This window comes from Arthrobacter sp. 05T444 (assembly GCF_056395905.1).
In genome coordinates this window covers 37930-62056 of record NZ_JBFTKK010000013.1, presented here as the reverse complement: position 1 = coordinate 62056, position 24127 = coordinate 37930, and the positions used below count along the sequence as shown (strand labels likewise).

General features: G+C 61.1%; 23 protein-coding genes and 1 pseudogene. 10 read left to right on the top strand and 14 right to left on the bottom strand.

What is annotated here, in order from left to right:
• Window positions 1–133 precede the first annotated feature (133 nt).
• A complete protein-coding gene (locus tag AC1DD3_RS13700) occupies window positions 134–310 on the top strand; it encodes a Fic family protein (protein ID WP_476881942.1) in 177 nt (58 codons plus the stop codon).
• A 432-nt stretch (window positions 311–742) separates the two neighbouring features.
• Here the strand turns inward: AC1DD3_RS13700 and AC1DD3_RS13695 are convergent, their stop codons facing one another.
• Window positions 743–1024: a hypothetical protein gene (locus tag AC1DD3_RS13695; protein WP_476881888.1), complete on the bottom strand. Its 282-nt coding sequence runs from the start codon at window positions 1022–1024 to the stop codon at window positions 743–745.
• Window positions 999–1682, bottom strand: coding sequence for an IS110 family transposase (locus tag AC1DD3_RS13690; protein ID WP_230118280.1), 684 nt, complete (start codon window positions 1680–1682; stop codon window positions 999–1001). Before AC1DD3_RS13690 ends, AC1DD3_RS13695 begins: the two co-directional genes overlap by 26 nt.
• Window positions 1683–2010: 328 nt before the next feature.
• Here AC1DD3_RS13690 and AC1DD3_RS13685 point away from each other — a divergent pair, with 328 nt between their 5' ends.
• Window positions 2011–3219, top strand: coding sequence for an IS110 family RNA-guided transposase (locus AC1DD3_RS13685; RefSeq protein WP_230118279.1), 1209 nt, complete (start codon window positions 2011–2013; stop codon window positions 3217–3219).
• 1689 nt (window positions 3220–4908) lie between these two features.
• Here the strand turns inward: AC1DD3_RS13685 and AC1DD3_RS13680 are convergent.
• The 4 genes from AC1DD3_RS13680 to AC1DD3_RS13665 all read right to left on the bottom strand — a co-directional run bounded on the left by AC1DD3_RS13680 (window position 4909) and on the right by AC1DD3_RS13665 (window position 10053).
• Complete coding sequence (locus AC1DD3_RS13680) at window positions 4909–7770, bottom strand: helix-turn-helix transcriptional regulator (RefSeq protein ID WP_476881941.1); 2862 nt, start codon at window positions 7768–7770, stop codon at window positions 4909–4911.
• Window positions 7771–7986: 216 nt separating this feature from the next.
• Window positions 7987–8313 (bottom strand): hypothetical protein, encoded by a 327-nt coding sequence (locus AC1DD3_RS13675; RefSeq protein ID WP_230118278.1) that lies wholly within the window; start codon window positions 8311–8313, stop codon window positions 7987–7989.
• A gap of 258 nt (window positions 8314–8571) precedes the next feature.
• Complete coding sequence (locus AC1DD3_RS13670) at window positions 8572–9108, bottom strand: M23 family metallopeptidase (protein WP_230118277.1); 537 nt, start codon at window positions 9106–9108, stop codon at window positions 8572–8574.
• 279 nt (window positions 9109–9387) lie between these two features.
• Window positions 9388–10053 (bottom strand): hypothetical protein, encoded by a 666-nt coding sequence (locus AC1DD3_RS13665; RefSeq protein WP_476881887.1) that lies wholly within the window; start codon window positions 10051–10053, stop codon window positions 9388–9390.
• Between the two features lie 617 nt (window positions 10054–10670).
• On the opposite strand from AC1DD3_RS13665, the gene AC1DD3_RS13660 reads away from it, so the two are divergent.
• The 4 genes from AC1DD3_RS13660 to AC1DD3_RS13645 all read left to right on the top strand — a co-directional run bounded on the left by AC1DD3_RS13660 (window position 10671) and on the right by AC1DD3_RS13645 (window position 13633).
• Window positions 10671–11462: a hypothetical protein gene (locus tag AC1DD3_RS13660; RefSeq protein ID WP_230118275.1), complete on the top strand. Its 792-nt coding sequence runs from the start codon at window positions 10671–10673 to the stop codon at window positions 11460–11462.
• A 313-nt stretch (window positions 11463–11775) separates the two neighbouring features.
• Window positions 11776–12372, top strand: a complete 597-nt coding sequence (locus AC1DD3_RS13655; RefSeq protein ID WP_230118274.1) for a PASTA domain-containing protein — start codon at window positions 11776–11778, stop codon at window positions 12370–12372.
• Between the two features lie 323 nt (window positions 12373–12695).
• Window positions 12696–13013: a histone-like nucleoid-structuring protein Lsr2 gene (locus AC1DD3_RS13650; protein ID WP_230118273.1), complete on the top strand. Its 318-nt coding sequence runs from the start codon at window positions 12696–12698 to the stop codon at window positions 13011–13013.
• 416 nt (window positions 13014–13429) lie between these two features.
• Window positions 13430–13633 (top strand): hypothetical protein, encoded by a 204-nt coding sequence (locus AC1DD3_RS13645; RefSeq protein WP_230118272.1) that lies wholly within the window; start codon window positions 13430–13432, stop codon window positions 13631–13633.
• Window positions 13634–13860: 227 nt separating this feature from the next.
• On the opposite strand, the gene AC1DD3_RS13640 is transcribed toward AC1DD3_RS13645, so the two are convergent.
• Window positions 13861–14211, bottom strand: coding sequence for a hypothetical protein (locus tag AC1DD3_RS13640; protein ID WP_230118271.1), 351 nt, complete (start codon window positions 14209–14211; stop codon window positions 13861–13863).
• Here AC1DD3_RS13640 and AC1DD3_RS13635 point away from each other — a divergent pair.
• A complete protein-coding gene (locus tag AC1DD3_RS13635; RefSeq protein WP_290369741.1) occupies window positions 14125–14490 on the top strand; it encodes an SDR family NAD(P)-dependent oxidoreductase in 366 nt (121 codons plus the stop codon). The two genes, AC1DD3_RS13640 and AC1DD3_RS13635, sit on opposite strands and share 87 nt — an antisense overlap.
• Before the next feature lie 86 nt (window positions 14491–14576).
• Window positions 14577–15350 (top strand): DeoR/GlpR family DNA-binding transcription regulator, encoded by a 774-nt coding sequence (locus AC1DD3_RS13630; protein ID WP_230118269.1) that lies wholly within the window; start codon window positions 14577–14579, stop codon window positions 15348–15350.
• Window positions 15351–15948: 598 nt separating this feature from the next.
• Here the strand turns inward: AC1DD3_RS13630 and AC1DD3_RS13625 are convergent.
• Both AC1DD3_RS13625 and AC1DD3_RS13620 read right to left on the bottom strand, forming a co-directional pair.
• Complete coding sequence (locus tag AC1DD3_RS13625; RefSeq protein ID WP_230118268.1) at window positions 15949–16473, bottom strand: PaaI family thioesterase; 525 nt, start codon at window positions 16471–16473, stop codon at window positions 15949–15951.
• A 47-nt stretch (window positions 16474–16520) separates the two neighbouring features.
• On the bottom strand, window positions 16521–17237 hold the full coding sequence (locus AC1DD3_RS13620) for an SDR family oxidoreductase (protein ID WP_476881886.1): 717 nt from the start codon (window positions 17235–17237) through the stop codon (window positions 16521–16523).
• A gap of 126 nt (window positions 17238–17363) precedes the next feature.
• Between AC1DD3_RS13620 and AC1DD3_RS13615 the strand changes: the two genes are divergently transcribed.
• The gene (locus tag AC1DD3_RS13615) at window positions 17364–17846 is read left to right on the top strand and encodes a winged helix-turn-helix transcriptional regulator (RefSeq protein WP_476881885.1); all 483 of its coding nucleotides are present in this window, start codon (window positions 17364–17366) and stop codon (window positions 17844–17846) included.
• Window positions 17847–18372: 526 nt separating this feature from the next.
• On the opposite strand, the gene AC1DD3_RS13610 is transcribed toward AC1DD3_RS13615, so the two are convergent.
• Complete coding sequence (locus AC1DD3_RS13610) at window positions 18373–18549, bottom strand: hypothetical protein (RefSeq protein ID WP_230118364.1); 177 nt, start codon at window positions 18547–18549, stop codon at window positions 18373–18375.
• A 1179-nt stretch (window positions 18550–19728) separates the two neighbouring features.
• On the opposite strand from AC1DD3_RS13610, the pseudogene AC1DD3_RS13605 reads away from it, so the two are divergent.
• Window positions 19729–20265: pseudogene (locus AC1DD3_RS13605) on the top strand (LLM class flavin-dependent oxidoreductase); the annotation flags it as partial.
• A 27-nt stretch (window positions 20266–20292) separates the two neighbouring features.
• On the opposite strand, the gene AC1DD3_RS13600 reads toward AC1DD3_RS13605, so the two are convergent.
• The 4 genes from AC1DD3_RS13600 to catA all read right to left on the bottom strand — a co-directional run bounded on the left by AC1DD3_RS13600 (window position 20293) and on the right by catA (window position 24058).
• Window positions 20293–21573, bottom strand: coding sequence for a benzoate/H(+) symporter BenE family transporter (locus AC1DD3_RS13600; protein WP_476881884.1), 1281 nt, complete (start codon window positions 21571–21573; stop codon window positions 20293–20295).
• A 73-nt stretch (window positions 21574–21646) separates the two neighbouring features.
• Window positions 21647–21925 (bottom strand): muconolactone Delta-isomerase, encoded by a 279-nt coding sequence (gene catC, locus AC1DD3_RS13595; protein WP_230118262.1) that lies wholly within the window; start codon window positions 21923–21925, stop codon window positions 21647–21649.
• 23 nt (window positions 21926–21948) lie between these two features.
• Window positions 21949–23049 (bottom strand): enolase C-terminal domain-like protein, encoded by a 1101-nt coding sequence (locus tag AC1DD3_RS13590; RefSeq protein ID WP_230118261.1) that lies wholly within the window; start codon window positions 23047–23049, stop codon window positions 21949–21951.
• 124 nt (window positions 23050–23173) lie between these two features.
• Window positions 23174–24058 carry a catechol 1,2-dioxygenase gene (gene catA / locus AC1DD3_RS13585; protein WP_230118260.1) on the bottom strand — a complete coding sequence of 295 codons (885 nt, stop codon included), beginning with the start codon at window positions 24056–24058 and terminating at the stop codon, window positions 23174–23176.
• Between the last annotated feature and the right edge of the window lie 69 nt (window positions 24059–24127).

Genomic DNA, 24127 nt, shown 5'->3' with positions numbered 1-24127 from the left:
CTCTGGGCGGCACCGTTATGCCGTGCCCGCAGAGCCATACGTTCAGTCGTCCCGTGACGCTGTTTCCCAGTCGGGACCGATGATCATGCGCCGGTGCCCGGCGTCACATCCGTGACGAAGGGCTGCTCGTTTCCTGGCGCGCCACGCAACGACGGTCATGGGCGCGGAAGCCTCTCCTCGACTGGCCACGAAGACCGCAGCACTCCTCGAGTCCGTGGTCAGATTTCTTCCGTTCATCGGCGGCAACAAACGTACCGCATGGGCGCTCATGGTCTTGCTGTCCGGGGCAACTGCGACCGGCACGACTTGAACGCCAACGATTGCCCTCGACGGGGTTCCTGATCGAGAAACTCCTGATTCGGCAGTTGGTGTTGTTGAAGGGTCGCAGGGCTGATGACTCGGAAGTCCATGAGCAGTCGGTGGGGGAATTCGAGGCCCAAAACCGGGGCTGTGCACAATGTGCACACCCTGGGCTTCGGATCGGGTCGTACTGGTGCCGGACTGGGCCGGATTGCGCAGCTTTGCGGGGGAGAGGCGGCAATTCAAGGCCGGGAATGCGGTTCGAGTCCCACCTCGGGCACGTGTTTTCCCTGTTCAGGGGCTTACGGGCCTCTGAGTGTGCACAAACTGTTCACATGAGGGCCCCTCCCGGGGCCCTTTTTGTTGGTGGCCGATGCTGTGGCCGGCGGCTCCCTGTCTGATTCCTCGATGTTTTTGGTGCGTGCTACCTCTTCATCGTCGTTCAGCGAGTGGGCGACATGACCTGTTCCGGCTGTGAAAGATCTTCTCTACTTTTCAGTCGCTTCCCCGTCATGTCGGGATCAAGATCTGCTGGGCGGTTTGGCAGGGTGATGTGGTTTGTCGATGCGATGGTGCTGCCGCGGTAGAAGAATTCGGCGTTGATCTGGCTCGACTGGGTCGCCTTCAGCGGGAGGGTCAGTCCGTCGTGGGTATCGCCGTCGTACTGGGAAACGGTGTTGTCTCCGACGAGGAGCCCGTCACGGATGGACATTCCGGTGTACACGGCAAAGAGCAGGCTGGCGTCGTGGGCAAGGTAGTCCGCGGCTGGCGGGCACCGGGGTGTCTGTTAGATTTGTGCGTCGCAGTTCCCGGGCGAGCTCGCGTCTGATTGCGTCGGTGGCTGTTGCTGGCCGGATGGTCCGCAGCGCGGCGGCGGCCTTGTCGGCACTGAGGCCGGGATCGACGCCGCCGGGTATCAGTTCGCGCAGGAGCCGGTGCAGGCGGTTGAGCAGCCGGGCGCGTTCGTGGCCGAGGTCTCCGCGGCGTTCTGCCAGCAGGCGAAGAATCGTGCTCTGGTTTTCGGCGGTGACTGGGCGCAAGTTCTCCTGCCGAAGGGCAGTGACGGCAACAGCGAACGCATCGGCCGGGTCACTCTTGCGGCCACCGCCGGTAGAAAGGACTCTGACCTTCATGGCCAGTGTCGAGGGGACATCGACAACTGACTCCCTGCAGGCAACAAGGATCTGGGCGATTCCGCGTCCCAGTCCGTTGGCACCCTCGATAGCGAATCTGCGTTCGGGCCATTGCGCGACCCAGCCCAGCAGTTGCTTGGCGGTGCCCGCGTTGACCACGAAGCGCCGCACCGCGAGCTGACAGCCCGAGGAATCGATGGCTGAGGCGGTGATGGAGGATTTATGCGGGTCGATGCCGATAACGATCACGTCCGGGTTCCTTTCGCCGATGTCGGTGATGAATCACCCGTGGCGGGCACCCTGACTTGAAGTGTTTGCATGCCTCTGTCGAGCCACGCCCCGGGCGGGTGTCAGCGGCGCGGCACGCTATCAGTGAGCCAACCCGGACGATACCGGGCGGCAAGGAGCTTGCGGACCTGTGCCGGCTGACACCCTGGACGCTACAAGACTGCAGATCCTGCGGCATCCCACCATCAATGAAACAAGTCAGGAGCCTGGCCAAGAGGCCCCATCAACGTCTTGTCTGCCCGCCCGGCCGGTGTTGCCGCCCCGCGCTCGAGCGAAAGGCACTTCCATCATGACAAATCAACGCACGGTTGTTGTCGGCGTCGACACGCATGCGGACACCCATCACGCAGCGGTCCTGGACGCAGGGACCGGCGAAATGCTGGCAGACCGGCAGTTCCGGGCCGACCAGGCCGGCTACGCGGCTTTGGCAGAGTTCGTCCTGGCGCACGGTGAACCGGTGCGGTTCGGGGTTGAAGGCACCAACTCCTACGGAGCAGGCCTGGCCCGCCACCTGCACCGCAACGGGTTCGAGGTCGCAGAAATCGTCCGCCCCAACAGGGCCGCGCGGCGCCTGCGTGGCAAATCCGACCCTCTGGACGCGGTGGCCGCCGCCCGGGAAGCTCTTGCCCACGATGACCTGCCGGCACCTAAACTCGCCAACGGTCCCGTGGAATCGATCCGTGTCCAGCACCTGGTGCGTGACTCGGCCGTGCAGGCCAGGGCGAACGTGCTGCGCCAAAACAAGGCCGTTCTGGTCACCGCCCCTGCAACCCAGCGCGAGAAACTCGCCCGGCACACCGGCAAAGCCCTGCTCGAGACCCCGCGCCGCGTCCGCCCGGGTGAAGTGCTCGCCGGGACCGAGGCTGCCACCATGATTGCCCTGCGCCACCTCGCCCGTCGCCACCACGGCCTAACTGAAGAGATCGACGAAGCCACTGACCAGCTCCGCGCACTCGTGCAGGCCACCTCTCCGGCCCTGTTCGCGGCCAAGGGCATCGGCATCGTGACCGCCGCGCAATTGCTGGTAACCGCAGGGGACAACCCGGAGCGGATCAAGAACGAAGCCGCGTTCGCTGCCCTCTGCGGCACCAGCCCCCTGCCGGCATCCTCCGGCAAGACCACCCGTCACCGCCTCAACCGAGGCGAAGATCGTCAAGCCAATGCAGCGCTCCACCGCATCGCCCTGACCCGGATGAACAGCGAACCACGCATCAGGGCCTACATCCAGAAACGAACCAGCGAAGGCAAAGGCACCAAGGAAGCCATCCGCTGTCTCAAACGCGCCATCGCCCGCGAGGTTTACCGGCTCCTGACCAACCCGCCCACCACCCCGGGAACCGAGGACCTACGCCCGGCCCGACTCAAACGCGCCATCACCCTTCAAACCGTCGCCAACCACTTCGGAGTCCAACCCGCCCGGATCTCAGAGATCGAACGCGGAAAACTCCACGACACCGCCCTAACAACCGCCTACCGGCAATGGCTTAACGCCGCTTGACGAGACATAGGAGCATCAAACAGCGAAGTTGCTTCTGGTGGTTGATGGAGGCGGGGGAGTGGGGCGGTATGACGCCGTCGAATCCTGCGGAGTTCGTCTGGAATCTACTGTGTTAGGTGTGGGCCGAGTGCTTTGCGAGGGCGAGTTCGGCATGTTCGACGAGGGACTTGTCTGTGAATACAGAAGCACCCCGCAGCTCTCATCTCTCCTGCATTGGTGCTCGGCGAATGATGAAGGCTCTAGAATCAGCCTGCACGGATTGGCTTCCGAACCGCTAGTTCCTGTGCGATCGCCAAGTCGAACAGCTCTGCCGCACCGGCCCGGCACCTCTATGAAACGCCCATATCCTGCCATGTGTCGTGCTGCCGTCAGGGAGTAATCAGGTGTCACTGTGCGGTCTAAGAGTTTCTCGACCCATCGTCAGAAAAGAAGAATCTAACCCTATTTGGACGACCCCTGACCACCTGCCTGACGTCAGGTCGGGGTGTACTTCAGACTGACGTCATCGCTGTTCCTCTAGGGGCAAAACTGCCTCACCGATCCACCCGAGGTTAAAGCCGCGAACGACGCCGCCGCTAAGAACCCACATGTCCGATTTGCGCGTGTTTGCCGTGCCAAGTATAGGACCGATTGACGACCGGCATACCTATCAAGGGTTTTGGATGGCACGTGCGAGTCCGGAGCCTGTTGATGAAGACCAGCCGAAGCCCTCAAACCAGACAAATGCGGCGACGCACCAACGGATCAACAGTTGCCAGGAGCCAGCTACGAGCGCCTGGCTGGCACCATGGCCCAGGATCAGCAGGCCGTAGCCGGCCAGCCTCCCTCTGCGACGAACCATTAGCATCGGCCGTTTTGTTAGCCGAGCGTTACGAGGCGTACCTATGTGACAAGCGTCCGGGAATTTTTTTGACGGCGGCCGGCGGCACAGTTTCATGACCGGGAAGGCCATCGTCTCATCCCTTGCTGTTTACGGTTCATGTAGACAGGCGTAACTTCGTTCTGTGTCAACAAGCGAAGGAGGTGTCGCGAGGGGATTCTAACGCCGGGCATGGGCACACACTGGACCGGTTTCGCGAAAATGCCGCCGACTACGATTCCCGTATTTTCGAGCATCCTTTGTGGTGCCCACAATCCGATTCAGCGGGTGCGATGATCCTTTTGTCTGTTGTCGTTTGCGTGTTCGAGGGCGTCGGCAAGCAAGCCGAAGGGGCTAGGGTGCGGCCCCGTAGTCTAAGAGATGTTTTGCTGAGGAGGCGGAGCTCATGTCATGGCCATTGAAGGACCTTATAGTCTTCAGGATTGAGAAGGCTGATTTTTACTTGCTGCAGACTTGGCTGGCACATAAACGGCCGGACGTTTGGACCCAGCTCGAAAAGATCGGCCTCGAGGAATTACCTGAGCACATAGCCGTTATTCAAGTCGATCATGAACGCCGCACCGTGTGGTGCGTGGCTTCCTACCCCAGCCAAGGGTATCCGCCCGAAGCACAACAGAAGTTGTCTGAGTTTTGGGCCTCAATCGACGCAGGGGTTCCTTACCCAGTCAGAGGTGATGAAGTGCGTGGGCTCGCACCGGACTCAGGCTCTTACACTATTGCGGTAGCGTCGCTAAGAGATGATCGGGGAACGCACGGCATCCGGGTGATCACTTGATATGGCGATCCCCTGATATGCGGGCCCCTTTGGGCTACTCCGCTGCCACCTTCATTCGCTCCCTGAACGCAATGGCGGCGGCTTCGGCTCTTGTTTTGACTCGAAGCTTTGTCAATATGTGGGAAACGTGTACCCCTGCTGTTCGTTCCGTGATCAGGAGCTCGCGGCCGATTATTCGATTGGAGGCGCCGTGGGTGAGGAACTCCAGTACTTCCAGTTCCCGGGCCGTAAGCCCCCACGGAAGTGATGGATTCTTGCCCGGCGCCACTTGGTCCGCCAAAACCAGATTGGTGCTTAGCGCCTGCGCTTCAATGCCCTGGATGAGCTGGCTAGCGCCGAGAGCAATGGCCTGGGATCTTGCCTTTGAAAGCAATCTAGTTGCGCGTCGACGATTCCTGTGGAGGTCCGCGCTCCCAGCAGCGTTAAGGCACCGAATAGCCCAGAGCGGATTGCTGAGGCTTTCCCACTGTTGAGCTGCCTTCAGCCACTCCGGTGTGGACTGTGCTCCTGATACCGCAGCGAACGCGGCGCCGAAAGTTGTTGCCCAGGCCTGCTGGACGACACCGGAATTTTCCGCCGCTGCTCTCAATCCGGCGGTACCCAGAAGTTTAACTCTTTCTTCGATGGATGAGTTGGCCATGAAGGGCCGGGCGCCGGAGGACGCGAGAAGGCCCAACGTTGCCATGTAGAGCACGTCTCTGGGTTCCTCATGGAGGGCGGGGGACTCCAGGGCCTGAACTGTGGTGTTCAGTGCATTCACATATTCACCCGAGGCCAGAGCGACATCAGCTGCCATGGCTGTGAGTTGAAATTGAACTCCTGGTAGTACGGATTTCCTAATGTCCTTCAGGGCAGTTTCCATCCAAGCCAAGGCCTCCACCTGTTCTCCACGATATGCCAGTATGAGCGCGGCGGTGCCGTGAAGGCCGGCTTTGATTTCGTACCCGACCGCGTCCTTGAGTCCCTTGCCTACCCATGTCATTGCTTCGTCCCAGCGCCCGAGCCATTCGAGACAGCTCACGAGGTTACTAATGCACAGGCCGTTTACACCTAGGTCGAGATGGAGTTCCCCTGCCAGAAGGTAACCTTCTAGGGCATCTCCCGCGGCCGCTTCGTAGCGTCCGGCTTCCTGAAGCACGAAAGAGTGATTATTCAGCGTGCGGAGGAGGTTTTCGCCTGCGTCATGCTGGCGGGCGAGGGCCAGAGCCTGGTCAAGTATCTCCACGCCCTCATCTATCCGACCCGCCAAGGCGTAGGCTATCCCTGTGGTGGTCAGCGCGTTCGCCCGTGTCTGCCCTGAACGGTCACCGGGCTGCTCTGCGCACAGAGCCAAAACTTGGGCGGCGGCTTCCATGGCCTCTTCTGCTTGCCCTGAACCAATCAGAGCGCCAGCAAGAGTCGCAGTGATTTCGGCTTTCCGCAGTACGCTGACGCCCTCAGCTGACCCAGCGCGACGGGCTGTTAACCGGGCGCGTTCCACTGCTGCCGGCCCGTCGCCTGCCCACCGCAGGTACTGGACCAGTCTTTCGGCCAGATCCAACTCGTCAGCGATCTCGGGCTCCATAGAATCCAAGGCCTGCTGAGCCAACCGTGCCGCCATAGCAGCATTACCTGCACGGTATGAGGCTTCCGCAGCGATTGGCAGATGATTCATCCATTTGCGGCGCTCCTCTGATGCCGGGGCCGACCTTTCACTGAGCAGCATTGCTTGCTCGAGGTGGTGCCATTGCTCCTTGTACGCACCGCTGGATGAAGCTTCGTCTGCCGCGAGGAGGTAGGCCTCGAAGGCACGTGGCGCTTCACCCGCTTCCCTCCAGTGGGTAGCCATCTTAGGCGTGCGGAAAGGCACATCCTGTGTTGCTGACTCATACGCGAGAGCTAGCGCGCGGTGGATGCTTGCCCGGGCCTCAGGTCCAAGCAAATGCGTGGCCGCTTCCCCTATCAAGTCGTGCGCCAGAGCCACCGTTTCAGTCGAAACGTCAAAAATCAGGATGTTTTGATTGACCGCCTTAATGATCTGTTTCTCCGAAGAGACACCATCACCCCCGAACGCCCGGGCCAAAATGAGGAACTCCATACTGCCTCCCGCAAGAGCCACAGTCTGTGCAAGCCGCCGAACGTCTTCGCCAGCAAGAATTAACTGGGACGAAAGAAAATCCAGCAGACTGGCAGGAAGCGTTGCGCGGCTACTGTCACTCGCGGCGCGGGCCAGCGTGAGGGCGTAGTAGGGATTGCCAGCCGCCCTTTTTAGAAGTTCTTCAGTCCTGCCGTCATAGCCTGCTTTCTTTAGCAACTGGACTATCGCCCCGTCTTCTAGTGCTGAGAGGCGGGCATGATGGCAGAGTTCCAGACGCTCCCATTCAGGCCACAGGTGCCGCAGGGACTGATTCATGTCAGGGGAGACGCGGAACGCGACGGCCAAAAATATGGGGGCGCGGGGTAGTTCCGCGATTCCCGACGCGAGGAGGCCTAGGGAGGAGTCGTCGCTCCACTGGAGGTCATCCAACACAACCAGCAAGGGCGTTTCGTCTGCAGTTCGGACTAGGGCCTGCCAGAACGCCGCAGCCTGGGAGCGTGGGCCTCCCTGCACATCACTCTGCAAACAGCGGGCAGCCCGACCCAAGTTCTCAAGGGCACGGGTGCTCAGGGTCCCCCGGGGCGAATCGAGCGCCTGCGCCCATGGAAGATAGGGCAGTTCATGGCCCACGAGAGCGGGACTTCGGCCGCACAGCGTCGCGCCGCCTCTGGACTCCCACGACAAAGTCGCGCAATCGAGTAAATTGGTCTTCCCAATCCCGGCCGGCCCGGACACAAGCATTATCTGGCCCGATCCGCCATAAGCCAGGTCAAGTCGGGCAGATAAGTGGGCAAGCTCAGAGCTCCTGCCAAAAATCATCATATTAGGACGACCTCTAGTGGCGCGGTCCTTTAGGCTGCGAGGCAACTACTCCAACTGCCAGAGTCGGGACAGCCCAATATATCCAACACTCCCAATTTAGTGATGTCTGCGGGTAATAGTAAACGCGTGGTTGGTAGTCGACCCGCTGTGGCCCACTCAAAATGCCTGTGGGCTCACTTTGAAGTCCGGCTAGAGGCTCAACCTCTGTGATCGTTAGTAGAAGGGAAGTTCAGTTGCCAATGCGGTCACAGAATAGGAAATGGACGGGTCGCTTTCGTCGTCCCTCTGGACCCAGGCCGTAAAATCTTTCAATGACATAAAGCAGTAGTAATCGCAGTACCGAAGGTTCTGCTTCGTTTTCTCGTCGGCAACCGCAAGGTCCCTCTCGGGACGACCGGCGTGGTGGTCCAGGTTCTGTGCCCCACTCGCGAAGGCGCGGGATGGTTGCAGCCCTTGAAGAGTGATGGCTGGCGACTGGTCGATGATGGACGGCGGTGATGCCTTTAGCTGGCGATGTTGTTTGCCGCGGTCTTTACTCATTTTGTGCTTCTCCTCGGTTGTTATGTTTGTTCAGTTGCCAGAGGCTATGGGCGTGATTGCCCAGACTTTTGGGACCGCCGGTTAAGGGCCCGGTGTGACCGTCACTTGAGATGCGTTATACGTCCTTTGGAAGGAGCGGCCTGAACCCGGCACCGTCGACAATGTCGCCACCTGAATTTCCACGTGCGTTTGAGGGACATCGCCCGCTATGTAGCGGGCGATGTCGGGGTCAATACTGTGGTCCTGAGCGGCGCCGCTTTAGAACTGTGCCGGGTCGGTCCGGCCATAGATGAGACCGTTGGCGTTGGAGTAGCCGAGGTCGATGAGCGCTTCGACGTGCAGGTGCGCGCCGACGTATTCGGCCGGGCCGATGGCTTTCGTGTTGCCGGAAAGCCCGATAACTTGCCCCTCCCGGACTTTCATCCCGGCAGGGGCCATGTTGTTATCGGACAGGTGCGCGTAAACGCCGATGCCCCACGGGTGCTGGATGACTGAACAGATGCCAGGAAATCGCTTATAGAGGAACCATCGTGACGCCCACCCGACCCAAGAATCATCGCCCGGGAGGTTAGTGGCCCAGTCCGCCCACAACACCGTTCCTCCAGCCATGGCGCGGACAGGCGTACCGATAGGACAAGCGATGTCCCGACCAGCGTGGCCAAGCGGTTGGTAGTTGCCGTAGAGGTAGACGAGGTAGGCGATTCCGCTGTTCGGGTCCGGACTTGGTGCCACACCGGCCGTCGCCCCTCCTCCGAAGTCCTGCGAGACCGGGAACGTCTCTGGAACTGGTCTCACCGAACGATTCCTTCCGTTGGTCGTGCGGAAGCTGCGGAGACAAGCTCATTCGGTGCGCACGGACTTCTGTAATTGCGGACCCGTGCTGGGGCGCCGATGGTCCTGTTGATAGCGCGATGATGCGGATTCACTGATGGTCTTTCTGAACGTGTTGGGATGGCACAGCACCACAAGGAGTTCAAGTCATGCTGTTGCCTGTGGGTGGGGTACCAGAGCTCCCGGTGCGGACCCGATCGACCGGGAGCAGATGGCATAGTCGTCGCTTGCATGAACTGGGCCTCAGTCTTGAGCCCAGGTAAATGACACGCGGGCACCGCCCGGTATGTTGCGAATGCCCCGGACCGAAAAAATTTCCGTCCAGATTCCAAAAATCTTCGGCTTCCAGAATGTGAGGGGCGCGTCGTTGGCGGCCTCATTCACATAGATGGCGTTCTCGTTGGAGGCGTACCCTTTGGCCTCGATGCGGTATTCGGCGCCGTTCCCATCGCGCAGGATCATTCGTTTGTCCCACCCTTCAGGGCTCTGGTTGTTGAGTCGGAAGGCCACGGCGTTCGGATCTATCACTCCGTGCTCGATATGGGTTTCGATGACGTCGCCCTCGGAGGAGCCGATAACTCCGTCATCCGATGAGAACCATGTGTCGTTTTGGGGATGCGGGTATCTTGTCGAGGGAATGAACGCGGCAGGGTTGAGAGGGAACCCGTACGCGGTTAGGAAGACACCATCGCCTTTGTCGGCGGCTTTCGTCGCCGGTATTTCCCACGCCAGATGTACTGCCACCGCTGCCGCGACTATGGGCGCCACGACGGCGGAAACCCCAAGCGCGGCCAGGAATGCCGTAATCGCGCGCACGTCTCCATTGGTCAGGGTGTCCGTGAATTTCGCAGTTTCTTCGTGATCAAGTTCGATACGAAGATAAACGCCGTTGTAGGTAACTCTGGACATTATTGAATCCTTTGCTGGGTTTTGTTTGGTGTATCTCAGGCTCCTGTCGGTGCCAGGTAGATTGAGTCTGTTCCCACACAGCGGTCTCAACATCTGCAATGCGACGTACTCGGGCAGGCCAAAACCCTTAGCCAAGGCAGCCGATACGAGAGCGACCTCCGTCACAGGCAGATAATGCAGTCATCGGAAACATGGCAACGCTTCGGAGCCCACGGACGACATCCCCGGGAGATAAAGTCTGGGTGTGGTTTTCTAGGCATCCCGAACTCCGCGGCGCCGGCCCCAGCCGGCATCCAACGTGTAATGCCGGCCCCTAACGCATGGAGCGGCCCTCCGGCCATCGCGCTAGGTCTGGACCTTTACGAGCCTGCAAATCCAGGCGCCACACTGAACGGAGGCACCGAATCGTCCTCCCCTGCGACAGCACGGATCGCCGCTACCGTCGGAAACCACGTACGCGAGAACCGGGTTGGTTCCCGTCGCCGCGGGGCGAACATGTGAACTAAAGCTTTTGACCCCGCCGCATATGTCGAACTGCGGATGTTGAAACAGGGGCGCTGAAAGAAACTCGATGTGTCCGGGCAACCAGCCGGCACTATTCGAGGAAGGTAAAGAGAGTGGACACTCTTAATTCAGGCGTTACTCTGTCTGCGAATTCGTCCATTGCATCCAGTAACGGTAAGTACACCCTTGTGATGCAAGGGGACGGCAACCTGGTCCTGTATGCGTTTGGGAATCAGGCTGTTTGGGACACGGGGACCTGGCAGCTGCCGGTGGAACACAGGCCAGATCGCGCCGTCATGCAGCCCGACGGGAACCTTGTTTTGCTCACTCCGGGCGGAGTCCCGGTATGGGCGACGCACACCGAAGGAAACGGAGGCTCAAGGCTCGTCCTGGGCGATGACCGCAACCTCGTTATCTACCGCTCCGACGGGAACGCAGTCTGGTCGTCGAACACGGTTTACGCTCCTGGGGCCGTGGTTACAATCAGCAAACTCAATGAGAACGTCGGCTACGCCAAGACCATGAGTACGGTCGGCACGCTCTACCGCTCGGGTCAGGCCGTGTGTTCCGTTTATACCAAGAATGACAACTGGACCGGAGGGCTAAGAGGGAAGGTGCTCCTCCTCGTGGTGGATGAGGGCGGTCATGCAATTTGGGTGTCACGTGAATTCGCGGCGGCGACCCGGTGCTCGGTCCCTGACCCGGCTTGCGCCTCGTATGGGCAGGAAACATTCCGTGACGACTTCCCTGAGGCAGTCGGGCGCTATGGCGCCCGGGTCGACGTGTATCAGGCCGACACACCGTCATACCGGGATCTAAGGAACGAGCTCATCGACGGAATTAAGGCTGCGGGCGACATTGCCCAAGAGGTCAAGGACGTCCTTGGCCAGCTAACTAAGTCCTAACACGACCTGCGTCGACTACCCCTCGGCGAACCCGGCCGTATGCGGTGTCAGGCATGGGACTCCTCAGTCCTCCCCGCAATCTTGCGGGAGGACTGAGGAACGCCCCTTGTCAGCAAATATCGGCGAGCCTGTCTGCGCTGTTTCTCGTCAGCCCAGGCGGGGCGTCAAACCCGTCATAGGACCACGCTCACAGCCGGCACATAGATACGGCACCACCATTTCTCTGCCTCCGGCAGGAGGATTCGGAAAGCAAATAGCAGGGAACCGGGCGACAGAACCACGGCCCTGCACTACATTTTGAAAGGAATTTTTCGTGGAAAAGCACACGGCCGCTTCCATGCCCCAATATCAGTTCACAGCGAAGACGACGCACGGAGAAATAGCAGCGGATACTTCATTGGACTTCCCTGTCAGCGCTGCCAGCGCCCTACTGTGGTTTGTCATTGCCCTGGTTATTATCAGTTTGGTTTCTATTGTGGTTTTCAAGTTCCGGCAACATCGTGCCCGAGAAAATACAACATCCCTGACTCGGCCTATTTTGGCCGTTCTATTGGTCGGGACGCTTGTCATCATGTCCGTTGCTTCTCTTATTTCGAGCAATGCTGACCTACAAAAGACCTTGATCGGCCCGATTGTTTCCTTGGCTTCTGCTGCCGCGGGATTTTATTTCGCCTCCGCTAATGCAACCGACGCCCGGCGGGATATGCTGGATGCCGCAACCGCCCATGCGTCGACCGTAGCCCCCAACCTGACGGGGAAGACCCTAGAACAGGCCCAATCTCTCATTACCCGCACTGATTTCACCCTCAAGGTGAACATGCCCGCACCGAAACCGGCGAGCATTATCCAATCGCAAACCCCAAGCCCCGGAGAAAGAATCGCTCCCTGGCAGGAAATCCACGTCTCGTAACCGAGCCGCAGAGCCAGGTGAAGCTGCCTCCGGTATCACGCAATACCGTGTCAGCCGGCGAGACAGCAGTCAGGAACGCCGGATGCGTCATTCGCGCCGGACACGATCAACAACTGATTGCTCAATTCAGTCGTCAAGATCCGGCAGCTCATAAAACAACCTGCCGTCAGCGCTTCGCACTTGACCCCGTCCACTTGGAGTCTAAAAAGGCACGGGTGCGCTGGTTCACAGACGTAGGATTATTTAGAAGCGCAAATCCCTTCAGCCGGGGCAAGTCCCTAATGAGCAAGCCGATAACAGCGCGGCGGTGATAGTCTTTTTGTATGGCACGTAAAACAGTAGTTACCCTTGAAGATGATCTCGATGGCTCAAAGGCCAGCGAAACCGTGAATTTTGCTGTTGACGGTGCGGAATATGAGATTGATCTCAACGACGAGCACGCTAACGAACTCCGCGAAACCCTACGCCGTTATACCGATGCCGCCCGTAAGACTTCTGGTGGCCGTGGCCGGCCAGTACGTAAATCGAGTGGCAATGACGCCAAGGCCATTCGGATGTGGGCTCTCGACAACGGTATTCAGGTCAATACCCGCGGCCGGATTCAGGCCGACGTGGTGGAGAAGTACCAAGCTGCCCACTAGCAACAGATGACAGCCAAGAGGCTAGTGAGTTCACGGGACTGACTTTGGCTATAACGGGCCCAGGACTGTAGAAAATCGGGCGGCCAACGTAACAATCAGGATCAGGCCTCATTTCGGCTTCTGATCTTGATTGGTTATTTACCCGAAGGTATCGCCCTATGCTGCGCACGGATTACCTGAAAAGTTTGTATCGTCTTACTTATAGCATTGGGTACCGGCACTGCTAGCCCGGGCGAACTTTCTAGTAACGTGGTTCCCGCTTTAGAAGGCCTTCGCCGCCCCTTGGAATCCTCAGCCGCTTTCGACTGACCCCCAACCGCCGATAACGGATCTTTTGTCAGCCGTGATGGAAGTGCTTTGGGTCGAAGGCAGTCCTATTCCGGGTAGGGTTTGCCTTGGCCGACGAAAGGGTCCAAATGAGCTATAAATATCGAACCGTCCGGGTTCGCGGCACCGACTTGATTGGAACCATTGCGCGAAAACACGCGAGCGCGCCCGAGATCTACGAAACCTCGAAGGACGCGAACACTTCAGTAGTTCCAGTGTTCTTCCAGGCAACGGGCGAGGTCCGATTCTTCGACAGGTCAATGCTGGAGGACGTCGTGACGCCGGCCAGTTAGCAGCGGTGGCGCATCCTCGGAACTGACAACGACGAGCTACCGTGGTCTCGTGCTGATCGCCGTCGGTGTGATGAACCTGGCATGGAGTCATCTTCCTGGAGCCCGCTGAGCCGAGGCTGCGTGCTCCCTGATTTCCTCATGGGGTTAGCAACGTACAAAGTCCGACGGGATCCGAGGTGAGGCGAATGGACCCAAGTCTGATGCCGGTGGCTCTTGAAGGCACTGGACTATACTCCGGGTTCGGGCTTGAGAGCTGTAGCTGCGTCAAGGGCGTCGTCGACGACGATGAGGTAGTTGTCCCGGCCCGCGGATAGCGGGATGGAGTGTTCGCCATACTTGCCGTAGGCGAGGTTCACGGCGTCGTCGGCGTTGGTGATGTTGAGGCGGCGCAGGAGGCGGGCGATATCGAGCATATCCTTGTCCCGTTCGGCGGCGATTTTCATGGCCAGGAGTGTTTCTGTGTCCGCTGCGCGGATGGTGAGTCCATCCAGTTGCTCCAGTTCGACCCAGGTGGCGTTGTCTGGAACGAAGGGCGATGCGTTGGAATTCAGCCATTCGGGCGCAAGGTCATAGTCCACGGCCATCTCGGTGACAACGGCGTTGACCGTGGTAAATCGGTCAACGCCATCGCACCGGGACCGGTGAACACTCCCATGTGGGCACAATTCGCAAAAGACTCAGGACCGGACGCAACCGCCAACCGGGCCAAGCGCGCCGCGCAACTTCCAATGCGCCGGTTCGCCGAACCCGACGAAGTCGGCCGCGCCATCCTTTTCCTCGCCGACCCGGACAACCGCTACATCACCGGCGTGACACTCGACGTGGCCGGAGGTGCGCACCTCGGTATGGGGACCTGAGCGTGAGGTCGCTGGAGGGTCCGAGCCCGGCAACCGTGATTTCGGGCAAAAGCGCGGGCACGAGGGGAGGGACCGTGGGAAGTCCAATGATTCCGGAGCAGCGGCAGAAGGAGCTGCTGCGCCTCCTCCGGACGGCTGGAGTCCTGAGCATCCGCGACATCACGGAACTCCTGAGGGTCTCGTATATGACCGTGCGCCGCGACATCTCCAACCTCGAGGCCAGCGGCCACGTCGTAGCGGTCCAAGGTGGAGTCCGCCTGGCGGAGAATTCTGGCACCCAGCCGCCGGCCGAGCGCTCGTCACGCTCTCAGCTCAGCCTGCAGCACAAGCGGGCCGTAGGCGAACTCGCGGCGGCCCTCGTCGAAGACGGCATGGTCGTCTTCCTCGACGCGGGAATCATATGCGAATTGGTCGTCCCGTTCCTAGCCGCCCGCAAAGGCATCACCGTCGTGACGAACTCGTACTATGCCGCGGCTGCTCTCTTCGATTACCCACAGATCGAGACGATCCACACGGGCGGCACGATCGACGTTGATAGCCGCTCGAGCAGCGGCCCCTTCGCTGCCGCGACCCTTTCCTCGGTGAACCTCGACCTCTGCTTCCTCAGCACTCAAGCTTGGGACGTCGAGCACGGGGTCACCACGACGTCGGCCGAGACGGTTCTCCTCGAGCGGGCGGCGCTCGACGCGGCGTCCTTGGGCGTCCTGCTAGCCGGCAGCGAGAACTTCGGATCCCTTGAGCGCTTCAACATTGTGCCCCTCGCGAAGCTTCACGCTATTGTCACGGACTCAGCTCTCGCTGAGCCGACGCGGCACGCGATCCAGGACCTTGGCGTTGGAATCCATATCGCCGAGATCTGACTCCCCAGAGCCGCTATGCCCTTCGCGAGCGGTGTCTGCGGCTCTGGAGGGCGTGGAAAAGGACCATCTTCGATGGCAGAACGAGCCAGATCCGGGGAGGCAGAACCTGCGGAATCACGCCGTTCGCAAATTGGTCCTGTGGACAATTTGCCTGTCAAACACCTCTGCCGCGGTCGCTCGCCCGCTTGTTGTTGCCCCCGCCCCTGCCTCTGTCTTGTTAAATGACCGGCCGTTGGCGCCCGCGCGAGCGGCGCCGAACTCCCATGCTCGCGAGATTCGGCAGGCGTACCGGTACCGGGTCCTGGCTGCCACGTCGGTGGATTGACCGGCTTTCGGTTGCGAGGACCGACGCCCACCCATGCCCTCGATGAAAGCCACAGCGCACTCGAACGCGTCGTACGGGGAAGGATCCGGCCATACCCCCGGGCTTCCTGTGCGTGGAAGGAGGTGCCCTCCCGGCGGACCAGCCGCCGCCAAGACCGGCAAGCCCCAAGGGAACGCCGAAACGGCTCAACGCCGGCATTCCAGAAAGGGGGGGCCTGGGGCAAGGCGCGAACCTGAGCGGCTGGCGTCAGGGCCACGGCGGTGCCGGTATCAGTCATGTTGTCAGAGGGCCCGGTTGGTGGGGGAAGATGAGCAGCGTGCTCGTGGCGGTGGCGAGGAGTTCTCCGTCGGCGGTGCTGAGGCGGCCTTCGGTGAAGATCACCCGCTGGCCGGTTTTCACGACTGACCCCTCGGCGCGCAGAGCACCCTTCTGGAGCGTGATGGGTCGCAGGTACTTGACCGCGAGGTCGATAGAGGTGTAGCCGATCCCTGCTTCCAAGGTACTGTGTGCTGCGCAGCCGAGCACCGTGTCGAGGAGCGTGCAGGCCAGGCCGCCGTGCACCATTCCGAGGGGGTTGTAGTGCGCTTCTCCCGGCCAGCACTGGAACTCGACGTGTCCGTACCTCGCATCGACGAGATCGAAATTCATGAGGGAAGCGATCGGCGGCGGCGCAATGCTGCCGTCGCGGAGGCCGGAAAAGTAGTCCAGACCCGACAGCCGTGGCAGCTGTTTGAGTGCGACTGCCGGATCAATCCAGGTGAAGGTTTCCGAGCGTTGCGCCGAGGTGTTGGTTGACACCGGGGTTTCCTCCTTAGCGCTCTGCAGGTCTTCAGGGTTTGTCGCGGTCATATCGAAGCATTGGTACTCAGTGCCGGGTACAGATCCGAGATCGAACCAGACAGTCCGAGCTTCACGCCGGCGCTGATTTCGTCCACGATAACCTCGTAATCACCCTGCTCGAGCCCATCGAGCGACTTCCGGGCGACTTCCTCGGGGGAGGTCTTGGGGGCATTCACGCCCTTGGCCATGGCTGTGTCCATATAGCCGACGTGAACACCCGTGACCTGCGTACCTTGGGGGGCCAGTTCCACGCGGAAGGAGTTGGTCGCCGACCACAGTGCGGCCTTTGATGCGCTGTAGGCGCCGGTGAGTGCGATCCAGCTGAGCACTGAGTGGATGTTGAGGACCGCTGATGGCTTGCTGGCGGCGAGCACCGGTGCGAATGCCCTGGTCAGGGCGACCGGTCCGAAGAAGTTGGTCTCCATGACTTCACGGAACTCCTCGTCGGAGAGCGCCAACAGGGTGTCCGATTCGACGCTCATGCCGGCGTTGTTGATCAGAACGGTGACGTCTCGGGCCTGGGTAACGGCGGCCCGGATCGAGTCAGGGTTGGTGACATCGAGGGCGAGGGGGACGACCCGGGAGTCGTTCCACTCTTGCGGGCGGCGGGCCGTCGCATACACCTTCGCAGCACCCCGGGCGAGGGCCTGTTCCACGAGCTCGCGGCCCAGGCCTCCATTTGCACCGGTAACGAGGACGACGGCGCCAGATAGCAGTGGCATGGATTCTCCTGATCTCAGATAGGCGGCGACGCGGTTGTCGCGACCTCAGAACATCAGAGTAGTCGAGTGAGTTGGATTTTCCAACTGACTTGTATACTTGAAGAAAGTACCGAAAGCAGGTGAACGATGAATCGGCCGACCGACAAGGCAGTAGATGCGCCCAGGGCGTGTTTCATCGCGGCGGGGCTCGACGTGCTCGGGGAGCGGTGGGCGCTGCTGGCGCTTCGTGAGATGTCGTTGGGCGTTCACCGGTTCGATCAGATCGCGCGAAATACCGGCGCGTCCCGCGACATCCTGGTGGGCCGACTGCGCACACTCGAAAGCCAAGGCGTGATCGAGCGTGTCCAGTACTCCGAGCGCCCCCCGCGCTACGAGTACCACCTCACAACTTCCGGGGCCGAAGTCGCGCCCATCCTCATTTCACTCGCAGCGTGGAGCAGTACATGGATGCGCGACGAGACACCCCGTGCCTCTTACCGGCACAGTTGCGGGGCCGACCTGAAACCGGTGGTGTCGTGTGCGGAATGCGGTCAGGAGTTCACCCCAGGAAGTCTGATGCTGGGGCCGCTTGTGTCAGTGGCCGGTACGGACCCGGCGTCCGACCAGTAAGAACAAAAACCGGACAGAGGACGACGGTGGTACCACCGCCGTCGTCCTCTGGCCACGGTTGCGCACGGCGTTCCGCCGGTCGAATTCCCTGGAATCAAGCCTCAGGATGCTTCTCGAAGCAGACTGACTGTGATGTCGCGGTGTCGTAGGGCGAATAGCCGCGTGTGTATCTATAGCCGATCTTCGGGTACAGGGCTTTTGCTTCTGGTTGTTCGCCGCCAGTTTGAAGAGTGACCCGCCTGGCGCCAGCCACGGCTGCCATCTGCTCCAGTCCGGCCACCAGTCGAGTCGCCGCACGAGGCCGCGCGCTGCCGGGTCCACAGTGACACGTTTGACTTCCAAGACGAAGTGCCCCATGCCCTATGGTGTGCCAAAGGAGGCAACGAGGACATTCGCGACCATGGTCACCATGCCTTCTACTGCTCTCGCCAGCGCCCGCCCGCGGCGGACCCAGTCCCGTGAATGCTAGTTCGCCCTTAGGATGACAGCCTGCGCTGTCCTCCGCCGCCGCTGATTCCAGCGGGTCTCACTTGCCGGCGCCGGCAAGTGAGAGTTGCCTAGCCAGCGTGCCAATGAGTCGGACTCCGGGCGCGCCTACAGGACGACCGAGCGCGATGGCCCCGCCGTGTTGGTTGATGCCTTCCTGGTCCGTGCCGAGTTCGTGCAGGAACTGGGCGGCAACGGCGGCGAAGGCTTCGTTGATCTCTATGACCGGCAGGTCGGCCGCGCTGGTCCGTTGATTTTTTTCAGGGCAGCAGAGATGGCATAGGCCGGTTGCTTGTACAGCAGCACGTCAGGCCGGCCACGGACACGTGGTCTTTGGCGCATACTCCTGAACGCCCGATACCCGCGTATAAGGCGAAAAATGTCTCACCAATCCTGCCTTAGATCTGCTGACCGTGCTCGTGATGCACGCCCTTCAGCTTGGCTTTACAGGTGGTGTGCAGCGGTCGGCCTTCGATTCGGACGGCCTCCACGACATCGTCGGCACGCAGTGAAAATACTGTTGCCTGCCAGGATTCCTAGCGGCCGCAGTTCGCCGGATCCAGCATGAACTCCAGGTTGTCCTCGATTTCTGTCCGGACATCCGACGGCCAATGCCGGTATCACAATGCTTCTCCAATCATCCAGCGACTCCAGCTCTCCTACACAAACAATCTGACGCCCCCAAGCGTGTCTGGCGCTGCCCGGACCGCGACGGCCCGAGAACGACATTCACCGAAGGATCATGCACTGGCCGGGCCGAGGGCGAAACTCACTGCCCGCGCTGCGGCCTGGGCGACGGACGCGCTGCAACATTTCGATACTTCGGTCTCGGCGTTTCGATCTGAGAGCCTTCCCAAGCCAATGTGGGAAAAGAAGAAGCGAACCTCATTCTGAGCACGCCTGGCTTCCGACCCTGACGTCACCTTGGGGTGTAGCCCAACGGACACGAAAAGAGATGCCGATTTCGTGAAGTCAGTTTGCGGTGCACCGCTGGCAGGAGAGGAACATATGAGAAGTCGTCAAGGAGTGGCATGAATTGATTCAAGGCTGTCATGGCAACGGGTTGGGGACAACTCTTGTCACAGACAGCGTCGCAGCCAGCGAGCTACTCGGCTTGCCCAGCGCCGGCTGAGCCCGCATGGCTTCCGCGGTCTCAGCAGGCCGCAGTAGGCGACAGCGCAGAATTTCCAGGGCGGCCGCAACGTGGACGTGATCTCCGGCGCCCCGCCGGATGACTGCGCACATTTGGCTCGGCGGTATGGGCGTTGGTACTACCTGGACACCTGGTGGGGCGAACGTGACTGAATACTCAGGCACGACGGCGGCCCCGAGCCCGAACGCTTAGGCCGCGGACCCCTTCGAGCAGGACGTCGAGAGCGTCCTTTCCCTCCTTGACGGCTCGCTCCCCGACGCCAGCGGTGAACCGCTGCAGGCGGCGTTGCCGAAGGATACGGACAATGACGTCTGGGTGCACGGCACCACGGCGGGCCTAAGCGCCGGCATCGCAGGCTCCCTGGCGCTGCCCTTCGGCTCCAACTACCATGTAACGCCGTCCTTCGTGCCGGATGCGATCGGAGCGTATCGTGAGGCCCTCCGTCCATCAGCCAGACTAGCGACGCCATACATCACCGTTTCAGTAGATGTTGTGGTGGCCGATTCCGACTCCGAAGCCCACCGGATTGGCCGCGGCTACGCCGAACGCCTGGTCCAGATCCGCAAAGGCGTCGGTTCAGGACCAGAGCTGGGTCCCTCGGCGGTCGCTGAAAACGGCCTTAGCGACGACGACCGCGGGATCGCCCGTGCTCGGTTGCTCACGCGCTTTGTGGGCACCCTGGACGCCGTGGCCGACCGGCTGGAGAGTCTCGTGGCCGTCACGGGCGCCAACGATCTTCTCCTGACGACGTCCGCCTTTGAGCAACCGCCAGATACATAGGATCCTGGCCCCAACGCAAATTGGGAGTCAGGGCTTGTGGTCTTGGCGCTCGAGCAGGCGCGATATGCCGTAGCCGATGAGCACGCCCCAGAATGCGGCATGGATGTTGAAGAGGTCCAGGCCAGAGATCGTGACGACGAAAGTCACCAGGGCTCCCAGGGTGAAGTTTGTGGCAAAGGCGGTAACGAAGGCCTGTTGGAGTGCACGCAGCATAGCTATACCGCCAAGAGTCAGGACGAATGCTTCGGGCGTTGCCAGCATGAGGCTGGTGAGCGTGGGGGCCAACAGAGCGCAGGCCAGGGACAGCAGTCCGTAGACCACCGCGGCCGTGTACTGGCGCCTTTTCTGCCCGGAGGCGGTCAGCAGGGCATTGGTAGGGCCAGTCACGCACGCGGAGACAGCGCCGAGTAAGGCGTTGAGCAGGGAGAACAAACCGGAGCTCATCGCGAAGACGTTGATCGGAGGGTTATGTCCTGCGGCCCGGAGTACGGCGGCACCCTGTCCGTTCTGCACCAGTAGGACCGTGAGTGCCAACGGGATCACCAGTTCCAGTTGGGCGGCCCAAGTGAACGCGGGGGCAGTGAACACGGGTGCTGCCAGGATGGGTCCGCCCGCCAATATCGTGAACCGGCCACTGACCACGACGGCGACGACGCCTGTTGCCAAAGTGCCGAGTACCGGCGGGAGGCGTTTGCCCAGCGAGGGCACTGCGGTGAGTACAAGGAACGCCACCACCATGGGTGCCGCCACTGCGGGGTCGGCTTGTGTGGAGGAGACAATGTCCGTCCCGAACCGCAGGAACACGGCGGCAACCATGGCCATTACGATCGGCACGGGAATCGCGGCCATGATCGGACGCACCACTCCGGAACAACCAAGTGCGAGTATCAGCACCCCGGCAGAAAAGAATGCCCCTACCACCTCAGGAAACGACAGATGCTGCAGCGACGGCCCCAACAGCACGGTCCCCGGGATGGACCAGGCGAAACCCAACGGCTGGCGATAGATCAGTGACATGACCAGGGTGGCCGCGCCGGCCGAGAGAAACATGGCGAAGACCCACGACGCGAGCTGGGCCTCCGTCAGTCCGCCTAGCGACCCGACGGTAAGGGTCACTGCTACCGGCCCGGATGCTGAGAAAGCCAGTCCGACGACCCCGTCCGAGACGTAGTGCGGGCCGATGTCCCGCCAGATGTCGCGTACGCCAGCCGGACGGAGCCCGGGCCGTTCGAAGAGGGGGTGGGCTCCATGGACCGGGCGCGGTCGTGACCCGGTGATCACCGACGCGGCCCTTGGGAAGCGGGGCATGATGTCTCCTGAGAGATGACGGACGTGGGGTTCTGGTGACCACAAAAGTCGCCCTGGTGGCTGAAGAGATTCCTCAGCGGATGGAGTTGGGATGCTGGGCCAACGGTGTGACCTTGATTGTCATGAAGGGGTACATAGGGAAGCTGCTCAGGATCTGGTGCAGTTCGTCGTTTGATCCGACGTCGAACACCGAATAGTTCGCATACTCGCCGGCCACTCGCCAGATGGAGGCAAGGCGGCCTTCCTGTTGCAGGGCGTGGGAATACTCCTTCTCCAACCCCTGCATGCGGGTGACGTCCTCGGCGGAGAGGTGCGCTGGGAAGTGCACGTCCATACGGGCCAAAAACAACATTTGATTCTCCTTGGTGAGTGGGCCTAGGACAGGCGGTAGGTTGCGAGTTTGTCCTCGTCGATCTCTGCTCCGACCCCCGGCAGATCGCGCACGGAGATCGTGCCGTCGATGATTCGGAGCGGATCAGCCAGCAGGTCATCGGCCATATCGAGGAAGTTCGACAGTTCCCCTGCCCGGCGACTCGTGGCCTCGTGGGCGGCGCCGAAGGTGACGGTCGCAAGTGAGCCGATCTGGGTGTCGATCTGGTTGCCCATGGTCACATCCACGCCGAGCCCAGTGCATAGCCCCAATATCTCCGTGGCCTCTGTGAAGCCGGAACGGGCGGTCTTGATGCAGATGGCGTTGCAGCCACCGGAAAGCAGTTCCCGGGACGCGTCCCCGGCCGTGGGGACGGATTCATCGCCCACCACCGGGATTGGCGATTTATCGACCAGCCGGCGGCGGCTCAGTGATTCCTTGGCATCGCACGGTTCCTCGAGCATGGTCAGTCCAAGCCCCTCAGTCCTCCGGAGCACCTCGAGGGCTTCGTTCGCGGTCCAGCCGCGGTTCGCGTCAAGGTATATCTCCACGTCTTCGCCCAGTCCCTCGCGCAGCACGTGGCAGGCCTCCACGTCCAGTGACAGCGGCCGACGGCCCACTTTCAGCTTGAAGGTGGTGATGCCGTATTCCTCGCCGAAACGCAGGGCCTCGTCGAGGAGTTCCTGCGCTGGCCGGAAGCCGAGCATGTGGCTGACCCGCATGCGGTCGGTATACCCACCCAGTAGCTTGTGCACCGGAGTGCCGAGCGTCTTGCCGATCGCGTCCCACACCGCGATGTCGACGGCGCCTTTCGCCACCTGGTTGTGTATGGTCCGGCGCATTACTGCATGGATCTTTTCCCGATCCACAATCTCCAGACCGGTCAGCTGCGGGGCGAAGGTCTTCTCGATGATTGTCCCGATGGACTCTTGCGTCTCGCCGTAGGTATAAGGACGGGGAGGGGCGTCCGCGACTCCCACGACGCCGTCGTCGGTGTACACACGCACAAGAACGTGGTCAGCGTTTGCCACCTCGCCGCTGGCGAACTTCAGGGGGTGCGTGTACGGGATGGAGTACGGGATCACTTCGATCCGCTCGATCTTCAACGGCTCGGTTCCTTTCGGTTGTGTCAGGCAGTCCAGTGGTGCCGGGAAGAACGGTGCCCCAGGGCTCACTGCCCTGGGGCACCTCATTGGATGGAAATCATGAACCCGACCACGTCAGGAGCTTCTACTCGGACTGTCCCACTTTGGCGAGGACGTAGTCATATGAGGCTTCTTCGCCGGCAGCGCCGTCCGTCCGTGGAGTGGTGTTCAGCATCAGCTCCGGCTTGACAGCTGAGGCAATGTCGTCCGCATTGTGCGGGTCACCGGGGAAGTAAAGCTGCTGGGTTACAGACTGATAACCGGGCGCTGACACCTTGATGTGAATGTGGGCGGGGCGCCAGGCGTGCCAGCCCGCAGCACTGATCAGCTGCCCACAGGCCCCGTCAGTGGGAATCTGGTACGGAGCCGGGCGCATGGTGTGGAGGACGAATCGTCCTTCGCTGTCAGCCTGCACATTGGCGCGGAACAGCCAGTCCGGCAAACCCGGGGCGTACTGAGAGTAGAAGCCCGCCGCGTCCGCATGCCAAATCTCCAGCTGTGCCCCGTGGATCGGGTTGCCGTCGGTATCGGTGAACCGGCCGCTGAACTGCAGCGGAACACCCGCTTCGTCATCACGCATCTCAACCGTGGCGGGGGAATCCAGCTCAGGCGAGTTCGGGACATAGTAGGGTCCCTCGATGGTGCCTTTGGTGCCGGGCCGGTCCTGTGAGTTGACATCCTCCACGGTGTGCTCAAGCCACACGTCGAGGAACAGCGGCCACTCGCCGTCGTTGCCCACCTTGATCAGCCAGGCTTTCAGGGCGTTGTACTCCTCGTAGGTGACTTCGTGTTCGACGACGATGTCGTTAGCGGCTTTGATGAGGGCGCCGGCGAGCAAGCTCACTCGCTCCTTGGGAACCCCCGTTACCACAAGCTTGCCCGACGCGGCGAAGCGCTCGGTCGCCTTCGAACCGGCCTCCACAGCGCTGCCCTCATTTTCCTGGCGGGTGTCCAACTGATTCTCAGTCATAGTGATCTCCACACTCCTAGATGCATAAGGAACGGGATATGAGCCCGTTCCCCGAAACGCTCCGTCCGC

Excerpts from the sequence above, each read along its gene's own strand:
- AC1DD3_RS13685 (WP_230118279.1), top strand. The coding sequence starts at position 2,011 with ATGACAAATCAACGCACGGTTGTTGTCGGCGTCGACACGCATGCGGAC.
- AC1DD3_RS13680 (WP_476881941.1), bottom strand. The coding sequence starts at position 7,770 with ATGATTTTTGGCAGGAGCTCTGAGCTTGCCCACTTATCTGCCCGACTT.
- AC1DD3_RS13675 (WP_230118278.1), bottom strand. The coding sequence starts at position 8,313 with ATGAGTAAAGACCGCGGCAAACAACATCGCCAGCTAAAGGCATCACCG.
- AC1DD3_RS13665 (WP_476881887.1), bottom strand. The coding sequence starts at position 10,053 with ATGTCCAGAGTTACCTACAACGGCGTTTATCTTCGTATCGAACTTGAT.
- AC1DD3_RS13650 (WP_230118273.1), top strand. The coding sequence starts at position 12,696 with ATGGCACGTAAAACAGTAGTTACCCTTGAAGATGATCTCGATGGCTCA.
- AC1DD3_RS13645 (WP_230118272.1), top strand. The coding sequence starts at position 13,430 with ATGAGCTATAAATATCGAACCGTCCGGGTTCGCGGCACCGACTTGATT.
- AC1DD3_RS13630 (WP_230118269.1), top strand. The coding sequence starts at position 14,577 with ATGATTCCGGAGCAGCGGCAGAAGGAGCTGCTGCGCCTCCTCCGGACG.
- AC1DD3_RS13620 (WP_476881886.1), bottom strand. The coding sequence starts at position 17,237 with ATGCCACTGCTATCTGGCGCCGTCGTCCTCGTTACCGGTGCAAATGGA.
- AC1DD3_RS13615 (WP_476881885.1), top strand. The coding sequence starts at position 17,364 with ATGAATCGGCCGACCGACAAGGCAGTAGATGCGCCCAGGGCGTGTTTC.
- AC1DD3_RS13600 (WP_476881884.1), bottom strand. The coding sequence starts at position 21,573 with ATGCCCCGCTTCCCAAGGGCCGCGTCGGTGATCACCGGGTCACGACCG.
- catC (WP_230118262.1), bottom strand. The coding sequence starts at position 21,925 with ATGTTGTTTTTGGCCCGTATGGACGTGCACTTCCCAGCGCACCTCTCC.
- catA (WP_230118260.1), bottom strand. The coding sequence starts at position 24,058 with ATGACTGAGAATCAGTTGGACACCCGCCAGGAAAATGAGGGCAGCGCT.